This window comes from Bacillus pretiosus (genome assembly GCF_052947655.1).
The window spans coordinates 1,198,635-1,214,101 of record NZ_CM129593.1 but is presented as its reverse complement, the minus strand read 5'-3'; the positions used below and the strand labels follow the sequence as shown (position 1 = coordinate 1,214,101).

The 15,467-nt window shown below is 35.8% G+C and carries 21 protein-coding genes; 8 read left to right on the top strand and 13 right to left on the bottom strand.

The window, feature by feature from the left end:
* Positions 1 to 30 precede the first annotated feature (30 nt).
* On the top strand, positions 31 to 429 hold the full coding sequence (locus tag ACU8YW_RS06325; RefSeq protein WP_098088909.1) for an Ig-like domain-containing protein: 399 nt from the start codon (positions 31 to 33) through the stop codon (positions 427 to 429).
* Positions 430 to 453: 24 nt separating this feature from the next.
* Here the strand turns inward: ACU8YW_RS06325 and ACU8YW_RS06320 are convergent, their stop codons facing one another.
* Together ACU8YW_RS06320 and ACU8YW_RS06315 are read right to left on the bottom strand one after the other, a co-directional pair.
* Complete coding sequence (locus ACU8YW_RS06320) at positions 454 to 849, bottom strand: PH domain-containing protein (protein ID WP_147786906.1); 396 nt, start codon at positions 847 to 849, stop codon at positions 454 to 456.
* 75 nt (positions 850 to 924) lie between these two features.
* Positions 925 to 1,836: a DMT family transporter gene (locus ACU8YW_RS06315; protein WP_426933911.1), complete on the bottom strand. Its 912-nt coding sequence runs from the start codon at positions 1,834 to 1,836 to the stop codon at positions 925 to 927.
* A 203-nt stretch (positions 1,837 to 2,039) separates the two neighbouring features.
* Between ACU8YW_RS06315 and ACU8YW_RS06310 the strand changes: the two genes are divergently transcribed.
* From ACU8YW_RS06310 to exsF, 6 genes are all read left to right on the top strand, one after another.
* Positions 2,040 to 2,771: an alpha/beta hydrolase gene (locus ACU8YW_RS06310; RefSeq protein ID WP_088062503.1), complete on the top strand. Its 732-nt coding sequence runs from the start codon at positions 2,040 to 2,042 to the stop codon at positions 2,769 to 2,771.
* Between the two features lie 92 nt (positions 2,772 to 2,863).
* Positions 2,864 to 3,382, top strand: a complete 519-nt coding sequence (locus ACU8YW_RS06305) for a YjcG family protein (protein WP_000765870.1) — start codon at positions 2,864 to 2,866, stop codon at positions 3,380 to 3,382.
* Position 3,383: 1 nt separating this feature from the next.
* Positions 3,384 to 3,806, top strand: coding sequence for a GNAT family N-acetyltransferase (locus tag ACU8YW_RS06300; RefSeq protein ID WP_088608364.1), 423 nt, complete (start codon positions 3,384 to 3,386; stop codon positions 3,804 to 3,806).
* A 99-nt stretch (positions 3,807 to 3,905) separates the two neighbouring features.
* Positions 3,906 to 5,972, top strand: a complete 2,067-nt coding sequence (locus ACU8YW_RS06295) for an ATP-dependent helicase (RefSeq protein ID WP_088608365.1) — start codon at positions 3,906 to 3,908, stop codon at positions 5,970 to 5,972.
* Positions 5,973 to 6,115: 143 nt separating this feature from the next.
* A complete protein-coding gene (gene cotY / locus ACU8YW_RS06290) occupies positions 6,116 to 6,586 on the top strand; it encodes a spore coat protein CotY (RefSeq protein WP_001277699.1) in 471 nt (156 codons plus the stop codon).
* Positions 6,587 to 6,753: 167 nt separating this feature from the next.
* Positions 6,754 to 7,257 (top strand): exosporium protein ExsF, encoded by a 504-nt coding sequence (gene exsF, locus ACU8YW_RS06285; RefSeq protein ID WP_000492937.1) that lies wholly within the window; start codon positions 6,754 to 6,756, stop codon positions 7,255 to 7,257.
* A 77-nt stretch (positions 7,258 to 7,334) separates the two neighbouring features.
* On the opposite strand, the gene ACU8YW_RS06280 is transcribed toward exsF, so the two are convergent.
* Positions 7,335 to 7,520 carry a hypothetical protein gene (locus ACU8YW_RS06280; RefSeq protein ID WP_033657682.1) on the bottom strand — a complete coding sequence of 62 codons (186 nt, stop codon included), beginning with the start codon at positions 7,518 to 7,520 and terminating at the stop codon, positions 7,335 to 7,337.
* 101 nt (positions 7,521 to 7,621) lie between these two features.
* A complete protein-coding gene (locus ACU8YW_RS06275; RefSeq protein ID WP_000899663.1) occupies positions 7,622 to 7,981 on the bottom strand; it encodes a DUF1360 domain-containing protein in 360 nt (119 codons plus the stop codon).
* 125 nt (positions 7,982 to 8,106) lie between these two features.
* Here ACU8YW_RS06275 and exsY point away from each other — a divergent pair, with 125 nt between their 5' ends.
* Complete coding sequence (gene exsY / locus ACU8YW_RS06270) at positions 8,107 to 8,565, top strand: exosporium assembly protein ExsY (RefSeq protein WP_088062499.1); 459 nt, start codon at positions 8,107 to 8,109, stop codon at positions 8,563 to 8,565.
* 61 nt (positions 8,566 to 8,626) lie between these two features.
* Here the strand turns inward: exsY and ACU8YW_RS06265 are convergent, their stop codons facing one another.
* From ACU8YW_RS06265 to ACU8YW_RS06225, 9 genes are all read right to left on the bottom strand, one after another.
* Entirely contained in the window at positions 8,627 to 9,187 is a 561-nt protein-coding gene (locus tag ACU8YW_RS06265; protein ID WP_446894046.1) for a spore coat CotO family protein, read from the bottom strand.
* A 141-nt stretch (positions 9,188 to 9,328) separates the two neighbouring features.
* Complete coding sequence (fabI, locus tag ACU8YW_RS06260; protein WP_000421885.1) at positions 9,329 to 10,099, bottom strand: enoyl-ACP reductase FabI; 771 nt, start codon at positions 10,097 to 10,099, stop codon at positions 9,329 to 9,331.
* Between the two features lie 109 nt (positions 10,100 to 10,208).
* Complete coding sequence (gene rfbD / locus ACU8YW_RS06255) at positions 10,209 to 11,063, bottom strand: dTDP-4-dehydrorhamnose reductase (RefSeq protein WP_147786908.1); 855 nt, start codon at positions 11,061 to 11,063, stop codon at positions 10,209 to 10,211.
* A gap of 11 nt (positions 11,064 to 11,074) precedes the next feature.
* Positions 11,075 to 12,046 (bottom strand): dTDP-glucose 4,6-dehydratase, encoded by a 972-nt coding sequence (rfbB, locus tag ACU8YW_RS06250; RefSeq protein ID WP_426933913.1) that lies wholly within the window; start codon positions 12,044 to 12,046, stop codon positions 11,075 to 11,077.
* Positions 12,047 to 12,061: 15 nt separating this feature from the next.
* The gene (gene rfbC, locus ACU8YW_RS06245) at positions 12,062 to 12,607 is read right to left on the bottom strand and encodes a dTDP-4-dehydrorhamnose 3,5-epimerase (RefSeq protein ID WP_088062494.1); all 546 of its coding nucleotides are present in this window, start codon (positions 12,605 to 12,607) and stop codon (positions 12,062 to 12,064) included.
* 8 nt (positions 12,608 to 12,615) lie between these two features.
* Positions 12,616 to 13,353: a sugar phosphate nucleotidyltransferase gene (locus ACU8YW_RS06240; RefSeq protein ID WP_088062492.1), complete on the bottom strand. Its 738-nt coding sequence runs from the start codon at positions 13,351 to 13,353 to the stop codon at positions 12,616 to 12,618.
* A 14-nt stretch (positions 13,354 to 13,367) separates the two neighbouring features.
* On the bottom strand, positions 13,368 to 14,048 hold the full coding sequence (locus ACU8YW_RS06235) for a glycosyltransferase family protein (protein WP_088062490.1): 681 nt from the start codon (positions 14,046 to 14,048) through the stop codon (positions 13,368 to 13,370).
* Positions 14,049 to 14,060: 12 nt separating this feature from the next.
* Positions 14,061 to 14,747, bottom strand: a complete 687-nt coding sequence (locus tag ACU8YW_RS06230; RefSeq protein WP_088062488.1) for a glycosyltransferase family protein — start codon at positions 14,745 to 14,747, stop codon at positions 14,061 to 14,063.
* Positions 14,744 to 15,433: a class I SAM-dependent methyltransferase gene (locus ACU8YW_RS06225; RefSeq protein WP_088062486.1), complete on the bottom strand. Its 690-nt coding sequence runs from the start codon at positions 15,431 to 15,433 to the stop codon at positions 14,744 to 14,746. The genes ACU8YW_RS06230 and ACU8YW_RS06225 overlap by 4 nt, the downstream gene beginning before the upstream one ends.
* Between the last annotated feature and the right edge of the window lie 34 nt (positions 15,434 to 15,467).

Below are 15,467 nucleotides of genomic sequence, written 5' to 3'. Positions count from 1 at the left end.
TCAGCACTTATACAGGAAGGGGACTCCAACATGTTAGCAGCTTTCCAGCAACAACAAACACGAAAATTTTCACCTATTACAAATACTTCTGCGTCTCGTTTGAACATACAACCTAATCCACCTAAAATTTCAATCGCTCCTTCTGTTATTTCAGTCATTGGTGTTCATATGAAAAAAAATAAGTTGAAAGTAAGAACTGGACAAAGCACTGAGTTATCAGCCTCCGTTTTGCCAGTGCAAGCAACGAATAAAGAACTTATTTGGACAAATATGAATGCTGATGTTATCACAATGTATCCAAAAGGTGATACGGTAACGATTACTGGAAAAAGTGCCGGAAGAGCAGTCGTAATTGTCACAACTACTGAAGGAAAGTTCCGTGACCTATGTATTATTCATGTACAACCTTATATGACAAATCCAAAGTAAAAGAGTGGCTTCCTAGCCACTCTTTTACTTGATTTCAATGTTTGAATTTTTACTTGTAACAAGATTGATGAATTGGTCTTTATCTTTAGGAGAAATAACTTCTGTTTTATGTGCGCCGTAAACAATTTCAAGTCGATCCAATGACAATGCATGAGCAGCTATTGGATTTTTCGTATTTGAAATTTGTTTTATATCTCGTATAAATATGCTTTTTTTAACGAGACCTGATCTAATTGTAATTGTTTCTTCTCCGACGATGTATTTTGTCGAAAACCAACTCCACATAAATAATATTGCTAACGGAATTGTAAAAAATAAAAGAAAATACTCTTTTCCTGCAAATAGAGGAGCAAAACACGCTCCAATGACAACGAAAAAAATCGGATATAACCATATATCTTTTTTTGATGGAAATTCCATTAAACTTCCCTTCCTCCCCTATATTTCTGTAAAACAAAAAGAGAAGTATCACAACTTCTCTTTTCTCCTCTAACATTATAATTCCTGTGTATACGCCGGCTCATTTACTACATTTTTTGCTGTTCGTTTTTGTTGCTGTAGTAAGAAAACAGATACACCAAACAATACGAGCATGCTACCGATAATTTGCATGGCATTTAGTCTTTCACCGAGTAAGAAGAACGCTAATATAGATGCTCCAACTGGTTCACCTAAAATACTCATTGAAATTGTTGTTGCATTTACGTAGTTTAATAACCAATTATTAATGACGTGTGACACTGTCGGCACGACCGCAAGTAAAAGAAAAACGGTCCAATCCCACTTCGTATAACCTGTAAAAGGCACTTGCAATACTATATTATAAATCCCCATAAAAATACCTGCGAATGCAAAGACTGTAAAGCTGTAAATCCAATGTGATACTTTCTTTACCGTCGTTTGTCCGATAAATAAATAACCGACAACTGCTATTACACTTAAAAAGGATAATATATCTCCATAAATTGCTTGTTCACTTAATCCTAAATCTCCCCACCCAATACACATTACGCCTAGTATCGCTATTCCCATTGTCGCAATGGCTGAGTATGTTGTTCTTTCTTTAAATAAGAAAAAACCTCCAACTAAAGATACGATTGGTTGAAGTGCTAAAATAATCGTCGAACTAGCAACTGTCGTATGCTTTAAAGATTCAAACCACAAAAGAAAATGAAGCGCTAAAAAGAAACCAGATCCAATTAAAAATCCCCAATCTTTTATTTGAATCTTACTAAACTCTTCCTTTTTTTTCAAAACGATAGGCAGCATAATAAGTACGATAATCCATAATCGATACATACTTAATATTGAAGATGGTGCTGAGGACATCTTTACAAAAACTGCTGCGAATGAAATGGCTATAATGGAAATTGCTAATGGTAGTGCGATTGATCTTTCTTGTTTCAAATTCCGTCTCCCCTCTCACCTGTCAAAAATCCCACTTCATTATATCCGTTTTCTTTTATAACTTAAATACTAATTTTTTAGATTCTTCGTACCATTATGGTAAAATAGAAACGAAAGCACCTATTAGTGAATATTTCTTTCTTTTTCACTACAAGCGTCGCTCTTACAATCATTACAGTAAATTTTTATTTAGGGGGATCCACATGAATCAAACAATAGGGAGAATTGAAGAAATTTCATTTTATAGCGCATCACTTCAAGAAGATGTTACACTTCTCGTTTACTTACCAGTAAATTACACACCACTACACAAACATACAGTTGTAATTGCACAAGATGGTAGAGATTATTTTCAGCTTGGTAAAGCGCACCGTGTAATTGAGCGCCTTCGTGAAACTGAAGAAATTGACCGTACAATTATTGTCGGTATTCCATATAAAAATGTACACGATCGTAAAGAAAAATATTTCCCAAATGAAGTGAAAAACGCTGCGTATATTCGTTTCCTTGCTCATGAACTTGCACCATATATCGATGAAAATTATCCAACGTACCAAATCGGAAAAGGTCGTGTGTTAATTGGTGATTCTCTTGGCGGAACAGTTTCCTTTATGACTGCACTTATGTATCCGCATACATTCGGTAAAGTCGTTATGCAATCACCATTTGTCGATGACACAGTGATGAATTTGGCAAAAGACTTTAAAAATCCGGAGGCGCTAGACCTTTATCACGTCATTGGGACAGAAGAAACAGCTGTAAAACGCACTGATGGACAAGTATCCGATTTCGTTGGGCCGAACCGTGAGCTCAATACGCTTCTGACAGATAGAAATTTCATCACGCATTACGAAGAATTTGAAGGTAACCACACGTGGAAATATTGGCAAACTGATTTACCGAAAGCTTTCTCTCATATTCTATCAATGAAATAATAGAGAGCAGTATTCAGAATAATTTGATATAATAGATTAAGAGAGTTATTTTCTCAAAATCTAACTAGACTTACAAAGGGAGGAATTGGAACATGAAATTAGGCATTGTAATTTTTCCATCTAAAATGATTCAAGATAAAGCGAACGGATTGCGTAAACGTTATGATCCGCACTACGCATTAGTTCCGCCACATATTACATTGAAAACACCCTTTGAGACGCAAGATGAACAATTAGAATCGATTGTAAAAGAGTTACATACAATCGCAAGTAAAACGAACCCTTTCACCCTTCATGTCGGAAAAGTTGGTTCATTCGCACCTGTTAATAATGTTCTTTATTTTAAAGTAGAAAAAACACCTGAACTTACTTTCTTAAATGAGGAAATGCATAGCGAATTCTTTATACAAGAACGCGAGTACGCTTTCGTACCTCATTTAACAATCGGACAAGGCTTATCCGATGCAGAGCATGCTGATGTATTAGGTCGATTACGTATGAAAGATTTCTATTATGAACAACCAATTGATCGCTTCCATCTTCTATATCAATTAGAAAACGGAACGTGGACTGTATACGAAACATTCCACCTTGGAAAGGGGAACAACTAATTTGCACGCACAGATCGTACAAACGGACGAACAACTAAGAGATGCATTCTCTGTACGTAAGCAAGTATTTGTGAATGAGCAACAAGTTTCTGCTGACGAAGAGTATGATGAGTTTGAAGAAACTTCAACACACGTTGTTATATATGATAATGATGTTCCAGTTGGTGCTGGTCGTTTTCGCATACTGGATGGAATAGGAAAAATGGAACGCATTTGCGTACTAGCTTCCCATCGTAAAAAAGGCATTGGAAAAATTGTTATGGATGCACTTGAAGCGTATGCGAATGAAAACTCGCTACCAAAATTAAAGCTGCATGCCCAAACACATGCTGAAGATTTCTATAAGAAACTTGGATATGTAACGCATTCTGATGTATTCATGGAAGCAAATATTCCTCACGTCGTTATGATAAAAGAATTGTAATTTGAAAACAGGAGGTATCCCCTCCTGTTTTTTACATTGCTATTTTCTTTTTCTTCCGCTAAAGTTAAATGTTGATGCTATAGTTTTGAAGGTGAATATATGACACAAGAAAAATTTTCACAAAAATCATTAACGCACGCTGACATTCCGCGTGCAACATATCATATTCCGAAAACATCTACCCATTTAATTATGGAAGAAGATGCAGATGCGGCGTATTTTCGCGCTCTCGAACAACAAAATGTTTTTTTAAATGAAAAACAATTAGAGGCTGTGCGAACGACAGAAGGCCCTGTCCTTACATTGGCTGGTGCCGGAAGCGGGAAAACATCTGTTTTAACAACCCGCGTAGGTTATTTAGTAAATGTAAAACAAGTTCATCCACGAAATATTTTATTGCTTACATTTACACAAAAAGCAGCTGAAGAAATCCGAAACCGTGTAGCGAATTTACCAGGTATGAATCGCGCCGCAAGTAGCTACGTTGTTGCTGGTACGTTCCACTCTGTCTTTTTAAAATTACTTCGTAGTCAAGGATATAGTCAGCAAATTTTAGCAAACGAAAAACATAAACAAATTATGATAAAGAAAATTTTAAAAGAATTACGTTTAAAAGACGATTATGATGCTGAAACAATGCTCGCGATGATTTCACTTGAGAAAAACAAATTGAATCGTCCGAAAGATGTACAAGCAAAAACACCCGTTGAACAAGAATTTAAAGAAGTATACGAACGTTTTGAAGAAGTGAAACAACGATATAATTATATTGATTTCGATGACATCCTATTAGAAACATATTATATGTTAGAAAATAACGCTCCTTTGCTTACCCAATTACAACAACGTTTCCACTATATTGAAGTAGATGAGTTTCAAGATACATCGTATGCACAATATGAAATTGTAAAATTGTTAGCCACGCCAAGAAATAATTTATTTATCGCGGGTGATGACGACCAGGCGATATATGGCTGGCGAGGAGCAAGTCACCAAATTATTTTATCTTTTCCAAAAGAATTTGATAACACTACGATTATCGCACTTAATACGAATTATCGATCCAATCCTTTTATCGTCGGACTTGGAAATGAAGTTATCAAACTAAATCAAGAACGTTTTGATAAAGAGCTATATTCTGTGCGTGAAGAAGGTGTACAACCTTTTTACGCAAGACCTGCTACGACTCTTGATGAAGCAAATCAAATTTTGCAGCTCATTCAAGAAAAAGTAGATAGCGGCGAACGCAACTATAAAGATTTTTGTTTACTGTATCGCACACATTCTGTAAGCCGTTCGTTACTTGATCAGCTTACAATTCACAAAATCCCATTTATTAAGCACGGGGCGAGTCAATCATTTTATGAACATTCTTTAATTAAGCCTGTATTAGATCATTTAAGACTGGTGATTGAACCGTTTCGACTAGAATCACTTTCAAATATATTGCCAACTATGTATATCGGGCGTGATGATTGTATTTCATTTATTGAACGTGAACAATGGAAATATGGTGAGGGGCGGTTCCCTTCTCTTCTTCATTTCTTATTATTAAATCCGAGCTTAAAACCTTTTCAAGTAAAAAAGGTAAATGAGCGTATCGATTTTATTAAATTTATAAAAGAATTAGAACCGAAAAAAGCATTAAAAGAAATTATTCATGGTAAAGGAAAGTATTTAGAGTACTTACAAAGTAACGATCGTTCTTCCTTTACGATGCATAAAGATATACAAGAAGAAATGTTAGAAGAATTAATGGAGTCCGCAACTCGTTTTACCGATATTCCAGCTTATTTACAATTTATTGATGAAGCAATTCAAGGTCAAAAAGAAATGGAAGCATTAAAAACAATGCCGGAAAAAAATGCTGTTTCGCTTATGTCTATTCATAACGCAAAAGGCCTTGAATTTCCATGCGTCTTTTTACTTGGAGCGAGCGATGGTATTCTTCCCCATACTTCTTCTTTAAAAGATGCAAATGATCGTGTTACAGAGACTTCTGAAGCTTTAGAAGAAGAACGTCGACTACTTTATGTCGCAATTACACGTGCGAAAGAAGAACTTTACATTTCCTCTCCGCAATTTTTTAGAGGAAAAAAATTAGATATATCTCGTTTTTTATATACTGCGCGAAAAGATTTACCTGAAAAGACATCCACTAAATAAGGATGTCTTTTTTTATATTGCATTATGTACATCCCTACTAATATAAATTCCCTGCTTTTATCGTAAGAATTAACGTAATATCAACCATATCTCATTCATATTGTAATAGTGTATGTCAGAACTCACGATAAGGAGTGAACATAATGAGCTGCAATTGTAACGAAGACCATCATCACCATGATTGTGATTTCAACTGTGTATCGAATGTCGTTCGTTTTATACATGAATTACAAGAATGCGCAACTACAACATGTGGATCCGGTTGCGAAGTTCCATTTTTAGGTGCACATAACAATGCATCAGTAGCGAATACACGTCCTTTTATTTTATACACAAAGACTGGAGAACCTTTTGAAGCATTTGCACCATCTTCAAGCCTTACTAGCTGCCGATCTCCAATCTTTCGCGTAGAAAGTATAGATGATGATGACTGTGCTGTATTACGTGTATTAACTGTAGTTTTAGGTGATGGTACCTCTGTACCACCTGGTGATGACCCAATCTGTACGTTTTTAGCTGTACCAAATGCAAGGTTAGTATCGACATCTACTTGTATTACTGTTGATTTAAGTTGTTTCTGCGCTATTCAATGCTTACGTGATGTTTCTATATAAAACTAAATATTAATTTAAGCATGGATTGGGTGGCAGAGTTTTCTGCCACCCAATCCATGCTTAAAAGCTATTATTATGTATTTTTCATAAAATTGGGAACTTGTCTAGAACATAGAACCTGTCCTTTTCATTAACTGAAAGTAGAAACAGATAAAGGAGTGAAAAACATGTTCTCTTCTGATTGCGAATTTACTAAAATCGATTGCGAGGCGAAACCAGCTAGTACACTACCTGCCTTCGGTTTTGCTTTCAACGCGTCTGCACCTCAGTTTGCTTCACTATTCACACCATTACTATTACCTAGCGTAAGTCCAAACCCAAATATTACTGTTCCTGTAATAAATGATACAGTAAGTGTCGGAGATGGTATTCGAATTCTACGAGCTGGTATTTATCAAATCAGTTATACATTAACAATTAGTCTTGATAACTCACCTGTTGCACCAGAAGCTGGTCGTTTCTTCTTATCATTAGGTACGCCAGCTAACATTATTCCTGGATCAGGTACAGCAGTTCGTTCTAACGTTATTGGTACTGGTGAAGTAGACGTATCCAGTGGTGTTATTCTTATTAACTTAAACCCTGGTGATTTAATTCAAATTGTACCAGTTGAGTTAATTGGAACTGTGGACATCCGTGCTGCAGCATTAACAGTTGCACAAATTAGCTAGTAAAAAGCGGTATTTCTTCATTAGAAATACCGCTTTTTATATTTATAATAAAAAACACTCACAGTAATATGAGTGTTTCATTCTTCATAATGTTTTATTGTGTTCTTCTTTTTCCCGCAATTACATCCCTTTTTCTTCACAAATCCTTGTTGTTGTAATTGTTCTTGGTATGCCTGTTGTTGTGCTTGGTGTTGTTGCTGTATATGATACCATTGCTGCAGGTCATATGAATTTTGCCTTGGACTATTACTCACAGCAAACATCTCCTCTACTGTCAATTCTGTCTATTTACTATATGAACAACTCTTTATTTCCGTTCCCTCATTCCTTTAAACTCCGCTTTTTCTCGTATTATGAAAATATATTATTCTCCCATAAAATATCCTGTAATCGTTTCAATGATTGCCGCTGCTCCTGCAATAGCTAATAATGCAAGTAAAGGCTCTGCAACGATAGGAATCCAATTATATAAAACTAATAAAAAAGCACTAACCCATACACCTGTACACCAATAACAGCTTAATAATTCGCCAACCCACTTTCTTAATCCTTTACCTTTTACTTTTGTAAAAGTTGATACACTTCCATCTGGCTCTGTAATCTCTAACTCATCAATAAACGGTCTTCGCAAAAAGGCTGTAATTTTATCATAAACAATTAAACGAGTGAGCCTAAAGGCAGCTAACGCAAAAATAAAAAATAAAAGCCAGCTTGTAAACAGCATGATTCCACCTTCCCTTATCTTCTTTCGCCTATTTAAAAAAAAAGGTCTTGAGATTGTGACCAAATCTCCTCGACTCCAATATCTTATTAATGTAAATACAAACAAGAAGATAAGGAGTGACATTAATGAGTTGTAACGAAAATAAACACCATAGCTCTTCTCATTGTGTAGTTGACGTTGTAAAATTCATCAATGAATTACAAGATTGTTCTACAACAACGTGTGGATCTGGTTGTGAAATTCCATTTTTAGGTGCACACAACACTGCATCAGTAGCAAATACACGCCCTTTTATTTTATACACAAAAGCTGGCACACCATTTGAAGCATTTGCACCATCTGCAAGCCTTACTAGCTGCCGATCTCCAATTTTCCGTGTGGAAAGTGTAGATGACGATAGCTGTGCTGTCTTACGTGTGTTAACTGTAGTATTAGGTGACGGTTCTCCTGTACCGCCTGGTGACGATCCAATTTGTACGTTTTTAGCTGTACCAAATGCAAGATTAATCTCGACATCTACTTGTATCACTGTAGATTTAAGCTGTTTCTGTGCGATTCAGTGCTTACGCGACGTTTCTATCTAATAAGTTAAGTAAACTAAAAAACTATTGGGGTGGTAGAAGATTTTCTACCACCTTTACATATTTAAAAGCCAGCCATACTAATCGATTGGATATCATCTATAGACAACTTAATATCTCGCATACTATTTGGCGGCATAATAGCTACAATTCCATTACGATACGATATGATTGATCCAACATATGAGACTGTAGCTGTTTTTATTCTGCACCTTATTTTCGGAATATAATGAGGGCGGTTTAATAAAAAATGAATCTTCTCTTCATTATTCATATCCTTAAATGATTTATTATACGGGACAGTTCTCACTGGCTCTTGTTGTTGTTGTTCTTGTTGTTCTTGTTGTTCTTGTTGTTCTTGTTGTTCTTGTTGCTCTTGTACTTGTTCCGCTTCTTCCATTTTTTCTTCTACTTGTTGCTCTATTACCTCTTCCACAGCACTACTTACAATATTTTCGTTTCTATTACTTTCCTCTTTTCGATCTTCATTTTCAAAGTTTGTTAAGATAATTCTTTTTATTTTCGGTGCAGCAAGTTCCAAATTTACTTGCGCAATATATAACAACGGTTTTCCAACTGTTGAACTTTTATTTTTATTCTTCACACTCGTCCCTCCCACTTCCATACGTAGCTGAATAAATCGTGTACTATTATAGTTATATTCATAACGTGGTAAGAACTTTCGTTAAAAATCGTTCTTTCTAAGAACAAATAAAAAGGACAATCTCAACATTTAGAGATTGTCCTTTAAAAATTAATATTATATTTATCCTAGGATATGATACCCTGAATCAACATGAATGTTTTCTCCTGTTACGCCGCGTGCTAAATCACTGAATAAGAATACTGCTGTATCCCCAACTTCTTCTGGAGTTGTTGTACGACGAAGTGGTGCGCGCTCCTCAATTTCTCTTAAAATTGAGTTAAAGTCGCCTACGCCTTTTGCAGATAACGTACGAATTGGTCCTGCAGAAATAGCGTTAACGCGAATGCCGTGTTGGCCTAAATCGTTAGCTAAATATTTTACGCTCGCTTCTAATGAGGCTTTCGCAACACCCATAACGTTATAGTTTTTCACAACGCGCTCGCCGCCAAGGTATGTTAACGTTAAAATATTTCCGCCTTCTGTCATTACTTTCTTCGCTTCTCTTGCTACAGCTGTTAAAGAGAATGCACTAATATTTTGTGCAAGTAAAAATCCATCGCGAGAAGTATCTACAAATTCACCTTTTAAATCATCACGATTTGCAAAAGCAATACAGTGTGCAACACCGTGAATTGTACCAACCTCTTGCTTGATTGTTTCAAAGCAAGCTGTAAGTTCTTCATCATTTGTTACATCACAAGGTAATACAAGTGATTCTTGTCCTTCTAATGTGTCCGCTAATTCACGAACGTTTCTTTCTAAACGTTCTCCTGCATATGTGAATATTAATTTTGCACCTGCATTATGCAAAGAGCGAGCAATTCCCCACGCAATACTTCTTTGGTTCGCAACGCCCATAACAACAAATGTTTTCCCTTGTAATAGTTCCATGATATATCCTCCCAGAATTGCTTATACTTGTTATTAGTACCTGATACTATAATTATAGTACCATAAAACCTCTTAAAGGCAAACAAAAAAGTCATTAACTTAAATTTTGTTAATGACTTTTTGTTTCTATAAAAAACCGCTCTAATCCTTCTTCCCAAGAAGGCATTTGTGAAAAACCATTTAATCGTAGCATATTATGTTGGAAAACAGAATATTTCGGTCTAGCTGCCGCCGATCCAAATTCTTCGGTTGAAACAGGTAATACATTCACTTTCATATTTGCATCCGAGAATATTTTTTTGGCAAATTCAAACCAAGAACATGAGCCTCTATTTGATACATGATACGTACCGTATAAAGAAGTGTGAATGAGCTTATTAATCATCACATTTAAATCCGCCACATAAGTAGGAGAACCAATTTGATCCGCTACAACAGATAATTCTGCTCTTTCTTTTCCTAACCGCATCATCGTTTTCACAAAATTGTTTCCATACTTACCATATAACCACGATGTTCGAACGATAAAATATTTATTATGTAACTCTTTGACAAACTGCTCTCCCGCATACTTAGAAGCCCCGTATACATTTATCGGTGATGGATTATGAAACTCATGATAGCCATCTGGTCTGTCACCTTGAAATACATAATCGGTACTAATATAAACTAATTTCGCCCCTACTAATTGTGAAGCAACCGCTACATTTCGAGCTCCTATTGCATTTATTACATAAGCAAGGTCTTGTTCTTTCTCAGCATGATCAACCTTCGTATACGCTGCACAATGAATAATTATATGTGGCCTTATTTCTTGTACCAATTGCTGCATTCGGGATATATTTGTTATATCTAGTAACTTTTTATCAAATGGATATATGTCATATTCTTCAGCATTTAACTCTTCTTGTAGTTGCTTTCCCAATTGACCATTTGCTCCCGTTATGATAATCCGTTCTTTCATTTATATGCCCCTTATTTTTCTTTTAGTGGTTTCCACCATTCTATATGATGTTCATACCATTCCACCGTTTCTTTTAGCCCCTTTTCAAACGTATACTGCGGTTCCCACCCGAGCTCATTCTTCATCTTTTGTGCATCAATCGCATAACGACGATCATGCCCTAAACGGTCTGTAACATACGCAATATCTTCTTTCGTTTTTCCTAAGAGAGATATAATTTGTTCCACAACATCTACATTGGTTTTTTCATTATTTCCACCTATATTATATACTTCTCCTATACGTCCCTTATGCAGAACAACGTCAATCGCACTACAATGATCCGTTACATGTAACCAATCTCTTACATTTAATCCATCGCCATATAACGGTAGTTTTTTTCCTTCCAGCGCATTCGTAACCATTAACGGAATTAACTTTTCAGGATATTGATACGGCCCATAGTTATTGGAGCAACGCGTTACTATAACTGGTAATTGATATGTTTTATAATAAGATAAAGCTATCATGTCGGCGCTCGCTTTGCTTGAAGAATATGGACTATTTGGAGCTAACGGGGTTTTCTCGGTAAATCTACCTATCTTACCTAACGAGCCGTACACCTCATCTGTTGATACTTGCACGAGTTTAATATGTGGATATTTTTTTACTAATTCTAATAAGGTGACTGTCCCAATTACATTTGTATCATAAAAAGGGATCGGATTTTCAATACTACGGTCCACATGTGATTCAGCTGCGAAATTGACAATTACTTGCACATCACGTTCCTTAATAACATGCTCCAGCAGCTCTCCATTTTGAATTTCACCTTTTACAAAATAGTAATTCGGATGATCTTGAATGGACTTTACATTATTTAAGTTTCCACTATATGTTAATGCATCGAAATTAATAATTTTATATGTTTCATAGCTTTGTAACATATAATGCACAAAATTACTTCCAATAAATCCGGCCCCACCTGTTACTAATATATTCATACACAACTCTCCTACTCAAAAACTATCTTCATATTCCTGAAGTAACGGTAATATTCGATCTTTATCAGACAAAATAGGGCTTGTTACCGGCCATGGAATTGCTAAGTCTTTATCGTCCCAAAGTACCCCTGAGTCATGATTAGCACTATAATACTCATCTACTTTATACATAACAATAGTATGCGGGACAAGTGTACAAAAACCATGTGCAAATCCTTTTGGCACTAATAATTGCCGATGATTATCCGCGCTTAAAATATATCCTCTCCACTGTTTAAACGTTGGTGAATTTTTTCGCAAATCAACGATAACATCATAAATTGCTCCTTGCATAACTTGAATAAGTTTCGTTTGTGCTTTCGGATTTTTTTGAAAGTGTAATCCCCGAATCGTTCCCGCTTCTGCCGAATACGAAACATTATCCTGTACAAATGAATACGTAACTCCCAATGTTTCTAGCACCTTCTTATTATAACTTTCAGTAAAAAAGCCACGCTCATCTCCAAATAACCTCGGTTCTAACAATTTCGCGTCGGTAAAGTTTGTTTCTATAACTTTCATATTCTCACCTATTCTCCGTTAAACTGTTTACCAAAGTTTATATCCCGCGCTAACGTATTCGCCCTTTGAAGAGAAACATGAGTTCCTGCATCAGTCCACCAACCGCTCATTTCATTATAAGTAAGTACCCCTCGTTTTAAATACCAATTATTGATATCTGTAATTTCAAGCTCTCCCCTTGCGGAAGGTTTTAATTCTTTTATATAAGAAAAGACTTTCGGGTCATATAAATAAATTCCTGTGACTGCATAGGAACTTTGCGGCTCTTTCGGCTTTTCTTCAATTTCAATTATTTTACGATTTTGAATATTTGCTACGCCAAATCTCTCAGGATCATCTACAGATTGCAGCAGTACTTTCGCACCTTCTTTTTGATTTGCAAACTCTTCAACATACGGACGAATATCATCCGAAAAAATGTTATCGCCTAATATAACTACCATGCGATCATTCCCAACAAAATCTTCACAAAGCCCTAATGCTTGTGCAATTCCGCCAGCCTTATCTTGCACACGATACGTAAAGGACACGCCAAACTCTTGACCGCTTCCTAAAAAACTAACAACATCTCCCATATGCTCTTTACCTGTAATAATCATAATATCTGTAATCTCACATTGTTTCAGCTTATATACTGCATGATAAATCATTGGGTAACGTCCAACAGGAAGCAAATGTTTATTCGTTACTTTCGTTATTGGATATAGCCTCGATCCAGTACCACCTGCTAAAATAATCCCTTTCACTCTGCATCTCTCCCTTATGATGGAGATAAAATATCTTTATACTGTTCTACAAACACTTTTCGATCTTTCTCATATGTATCCGCATCAAATTCATCTCCGTTATAATGAATACACCATAAATTTGATTGATTTGGGATACCAATTAAATAACCAGCCCTTTGAAACTCTAAAGACTGTGATACATCATAAAAGTGGAACCCTTGAAACAAATCTTCTCGCCACGGAATATCATACTGCGTTGCCATGAATAAGCCATCAATTGCCTGCACCGACATAAAAGATTGGCTTCCATAAAACCCCTGATCTAAATTTAATAATTGATAATTCCGTCTTCTATACTCAATCACTTTCCCTACTAAATTTTTCCCTTCCCACCATATCCCGTTACTCGGTAAAAATTGGGCTCCAGCTACTCCAATTAAGCCGAGCTTTTCATTATCTTTAAAAAGGGAAATAATTGTATAGAACATCTCTCGATTAATAAGATAAGTATCCTGATGTATATAAACCTTATACTTCGCGGGATATGAAAGTGCTCGGTTATATGCGCTTGCCATACTTTTCGCATCTCGTATCGGAAAAATTTGTACGACATAATCAGGGGGAACAAAAAGGTTTCTTATTTGTCTCTCGCATTGTTCAAATAGCTCTTCATTATTTACACAAACAACAACTAATATTGTACGATCCTTCATTTTGTAGCCCCTCTATTCGTCTTGATTTACATCTGACATATAGTTCTCCACAAATATCTTTCTATACTTGTCATAGTTGGTCATATTCACATCAATATGATAGTGAATGCACCACGCATCACGCTGTACAGGAACCCCAACTGTATAGCCAGCTTTTCTAAATTCAAACGACTGAGATACATCATAATAGTCAAACCCATCAAACAAGTCTTCTCGCCAGGGAATATCGTATTGCGTTGCCATCAATAAACCGTCGATACATTCCACAGGCATAAATGTTTTTGACTCATGGTACGGCTGTTCTTGAGTTGCCATATAAAATAAATCGTTCATATAACCAATTACTTTCCCAATAACTCCCTTGCCTTCATTCCATATCCCGTTTGGAGGAACATATTGGGCTCCAATCATTCCAATCATTCCAAGATGTTCATGTTCGTTAAATAATTGAAGTAATCCATATAAAAATGCCACATTCATAATGAAAACATCTTGGTGTATATATACTTTATATTTCGCTGGATGCGAAATCGCTTGATTATATCCGCTCGTCATACTTTTCGCATTCCGAATTGGCATAAATTGTACAGTATACCCTGGAGGCACTGCTAAGCTCAATATATGTCGTACACACTGTGCATACATTTTCCGATCATTTATACATGTAACAAATAATATTGTTTTTTCAGCAGCACTCATAGCTGTGATTTTTCTGCTTCAATAATATACTGAAATACGACCGTCTCAGCCATGAAGCCACTTCCAAGACGATATTTTTTACAAATTCCATATAATTCCTCAATAAGTGGTTCGTACATTTTATGATCAACATATACACGATCTACTTTACTAATCGAATAACCTGCTTTTAAAAACATTCGGAGCATTTCATTAAATGTAAAGAAACGAATATGCGTTTTATCTAATAAACCATATTCTGTATACGTCCAATTTCCAGCAAGTAACGGCGCTAATACTGAAATGTGAGCAACGTTTGGTATACTTGCTAAAATCACACCATTTTCTTTTATATATGGCTTTACTTTTTCTATTACAGCCCACGGATCAAATAAATGCTCTAATACGTCTCCGAATATGACGCAATCAAATTGCTCCTCCTCATACGGCATATCCATTGTTTCTATATCGCCTAAAACAACATGATCTAGTTTTTCTTTTGCTTGTTCTGCCGCCTCTGGGAATGCTTCGATTCCTGATACACGTGTGCCATTTTCTTTTATGACCGCTCCCAATGCACCACTCGAGCAACCGATATCAAGAACTTCTTTCCATTCCTTTTTTATATGCTTTAATAAATTCGGATTCACTGCATTATAATAATGCCCGGACTTTTCTTCGTATAAAGAATTTTTTGGGGAATTCATTTTACACACTCCTTATGCAAATTGAATTTGAAAT

Coding starts and splice junctions, on each gene's coding strand:
- ACU8YW_RS06320 (WP_147786906.1), bottom strand. CDS start 849: ATGGAATTTCCATCAAAAAAAGATATATGGTTATATCCGATTTTTTTC.
- ACU8YW_RS06265 (WP_446894046.1), bottom strand. CDS start 9,187: ATGGAAGTGGGAGGGACGAGTGTGAAGAATAAAAATAAAAGTTCAACA.
- ACU8YW_RS06325 (WP_098088909.1), top strand. CDS start 31: ATGTTAGCAGCTTTCCAGCAACAACAAACACGAAAATTTTCACCTATT.
- ACU8YW_RS06275 (WP_000899663.1), bottom strand. CDS start 7,981: ATGCTGTTTACAAGCTGGCTTTTATTTTTTATTTTTGCGTTAGCTGCC.
- rfbB (WP_426933913.1), bottom strand. CDS start 12,046: ATGAATATATTAGTAACAGGTGGGGCCGGATTTATTGGAAGTAATTTT.
- ACU8YW_RS06310 (WP_088062503.1), top strand. CDS start 2,040: ATGAATCAAACAATAGGGAGAATTGAAGAAATTTCATTTTATAGCGCA.
- ACU8YW_RS06305 (WP_000765870.1), top strand. CDS start 2,864: ATGAAATTAGGCATTGTAATTTTTCCATCTAAAATGATTCAAGATAAA.
- rfbD (WP_147786908.1), bottom strand. CDS start 11,063: ATGAAAGAACGGATTATCATAACGGGAGCAAATGGTCAATTGGGAAAG.
- ACU8YW_RS06295 (WP_088608365.1), top strand. CDS start 3,906: ATGACACAAGAAAAATTTTCACAAAAATCATTAACGCACGCTGACATT.
- exsY (WP_088062499.1), top strand. CDS start 8,107: ATGAGTTGTAACGAAAATAAACACCATAGCTCTTCTCATTGTGTAGTT.
- fabI (WP_000421885.1), bottom strand. CDS start 10,099: ATGGAACTATTACAAGGGAAAACATTTGTTGTTATGGGCGTTGCGAAC.
- exsF (WP_000492937.1), top strand. CDS start 6,754: ATGTTCTCTTCTGATTGCGAATTTACTAAAATCGATTGCGAGGCGAAA.
- cotY (WP_001277699.1), top strand. CDS start 6,116: ATGAGCTGCAATTGTAACGAAGACCATCATCACCATGATTGTGATTTC.
- ACU8YW_RS06230 (WP_088062488.1), bottom strand. CDS start 14,747: ATGAGTGCTGCTGAAAAAACAATATTATTTGTTACATGTATAAATGAT.
- ACU8YW_RS06280 (WP_033657682.1), bottom strand. CDS start 7,520: ATGTTTGCTGTGAGTAATAGTCCAAGGCAAAATTCATATGACCTGCAG.
- ACU8YW_RS06235 (WP_088062490.1), bottom strand. CDS start 14,048: ATGAAGGATCGTACAATATTAGTTGTTGTTTGTGTAAATAATGAAGAG.
- rfbC (WP_088062494.1), bottom strand. CDS start 12,607: ATGAAAGTTATAGAAACAAACTTTACCGACGCGAAATTGTTAGAACCG.
- ACU8YW_RS06225 (WP_088062486.1), bottom strand. CDS start 15,433: ATGAATTCCCCAAAAAATTCTTTATACGAAGAAAAGTCCGGGCATTAT.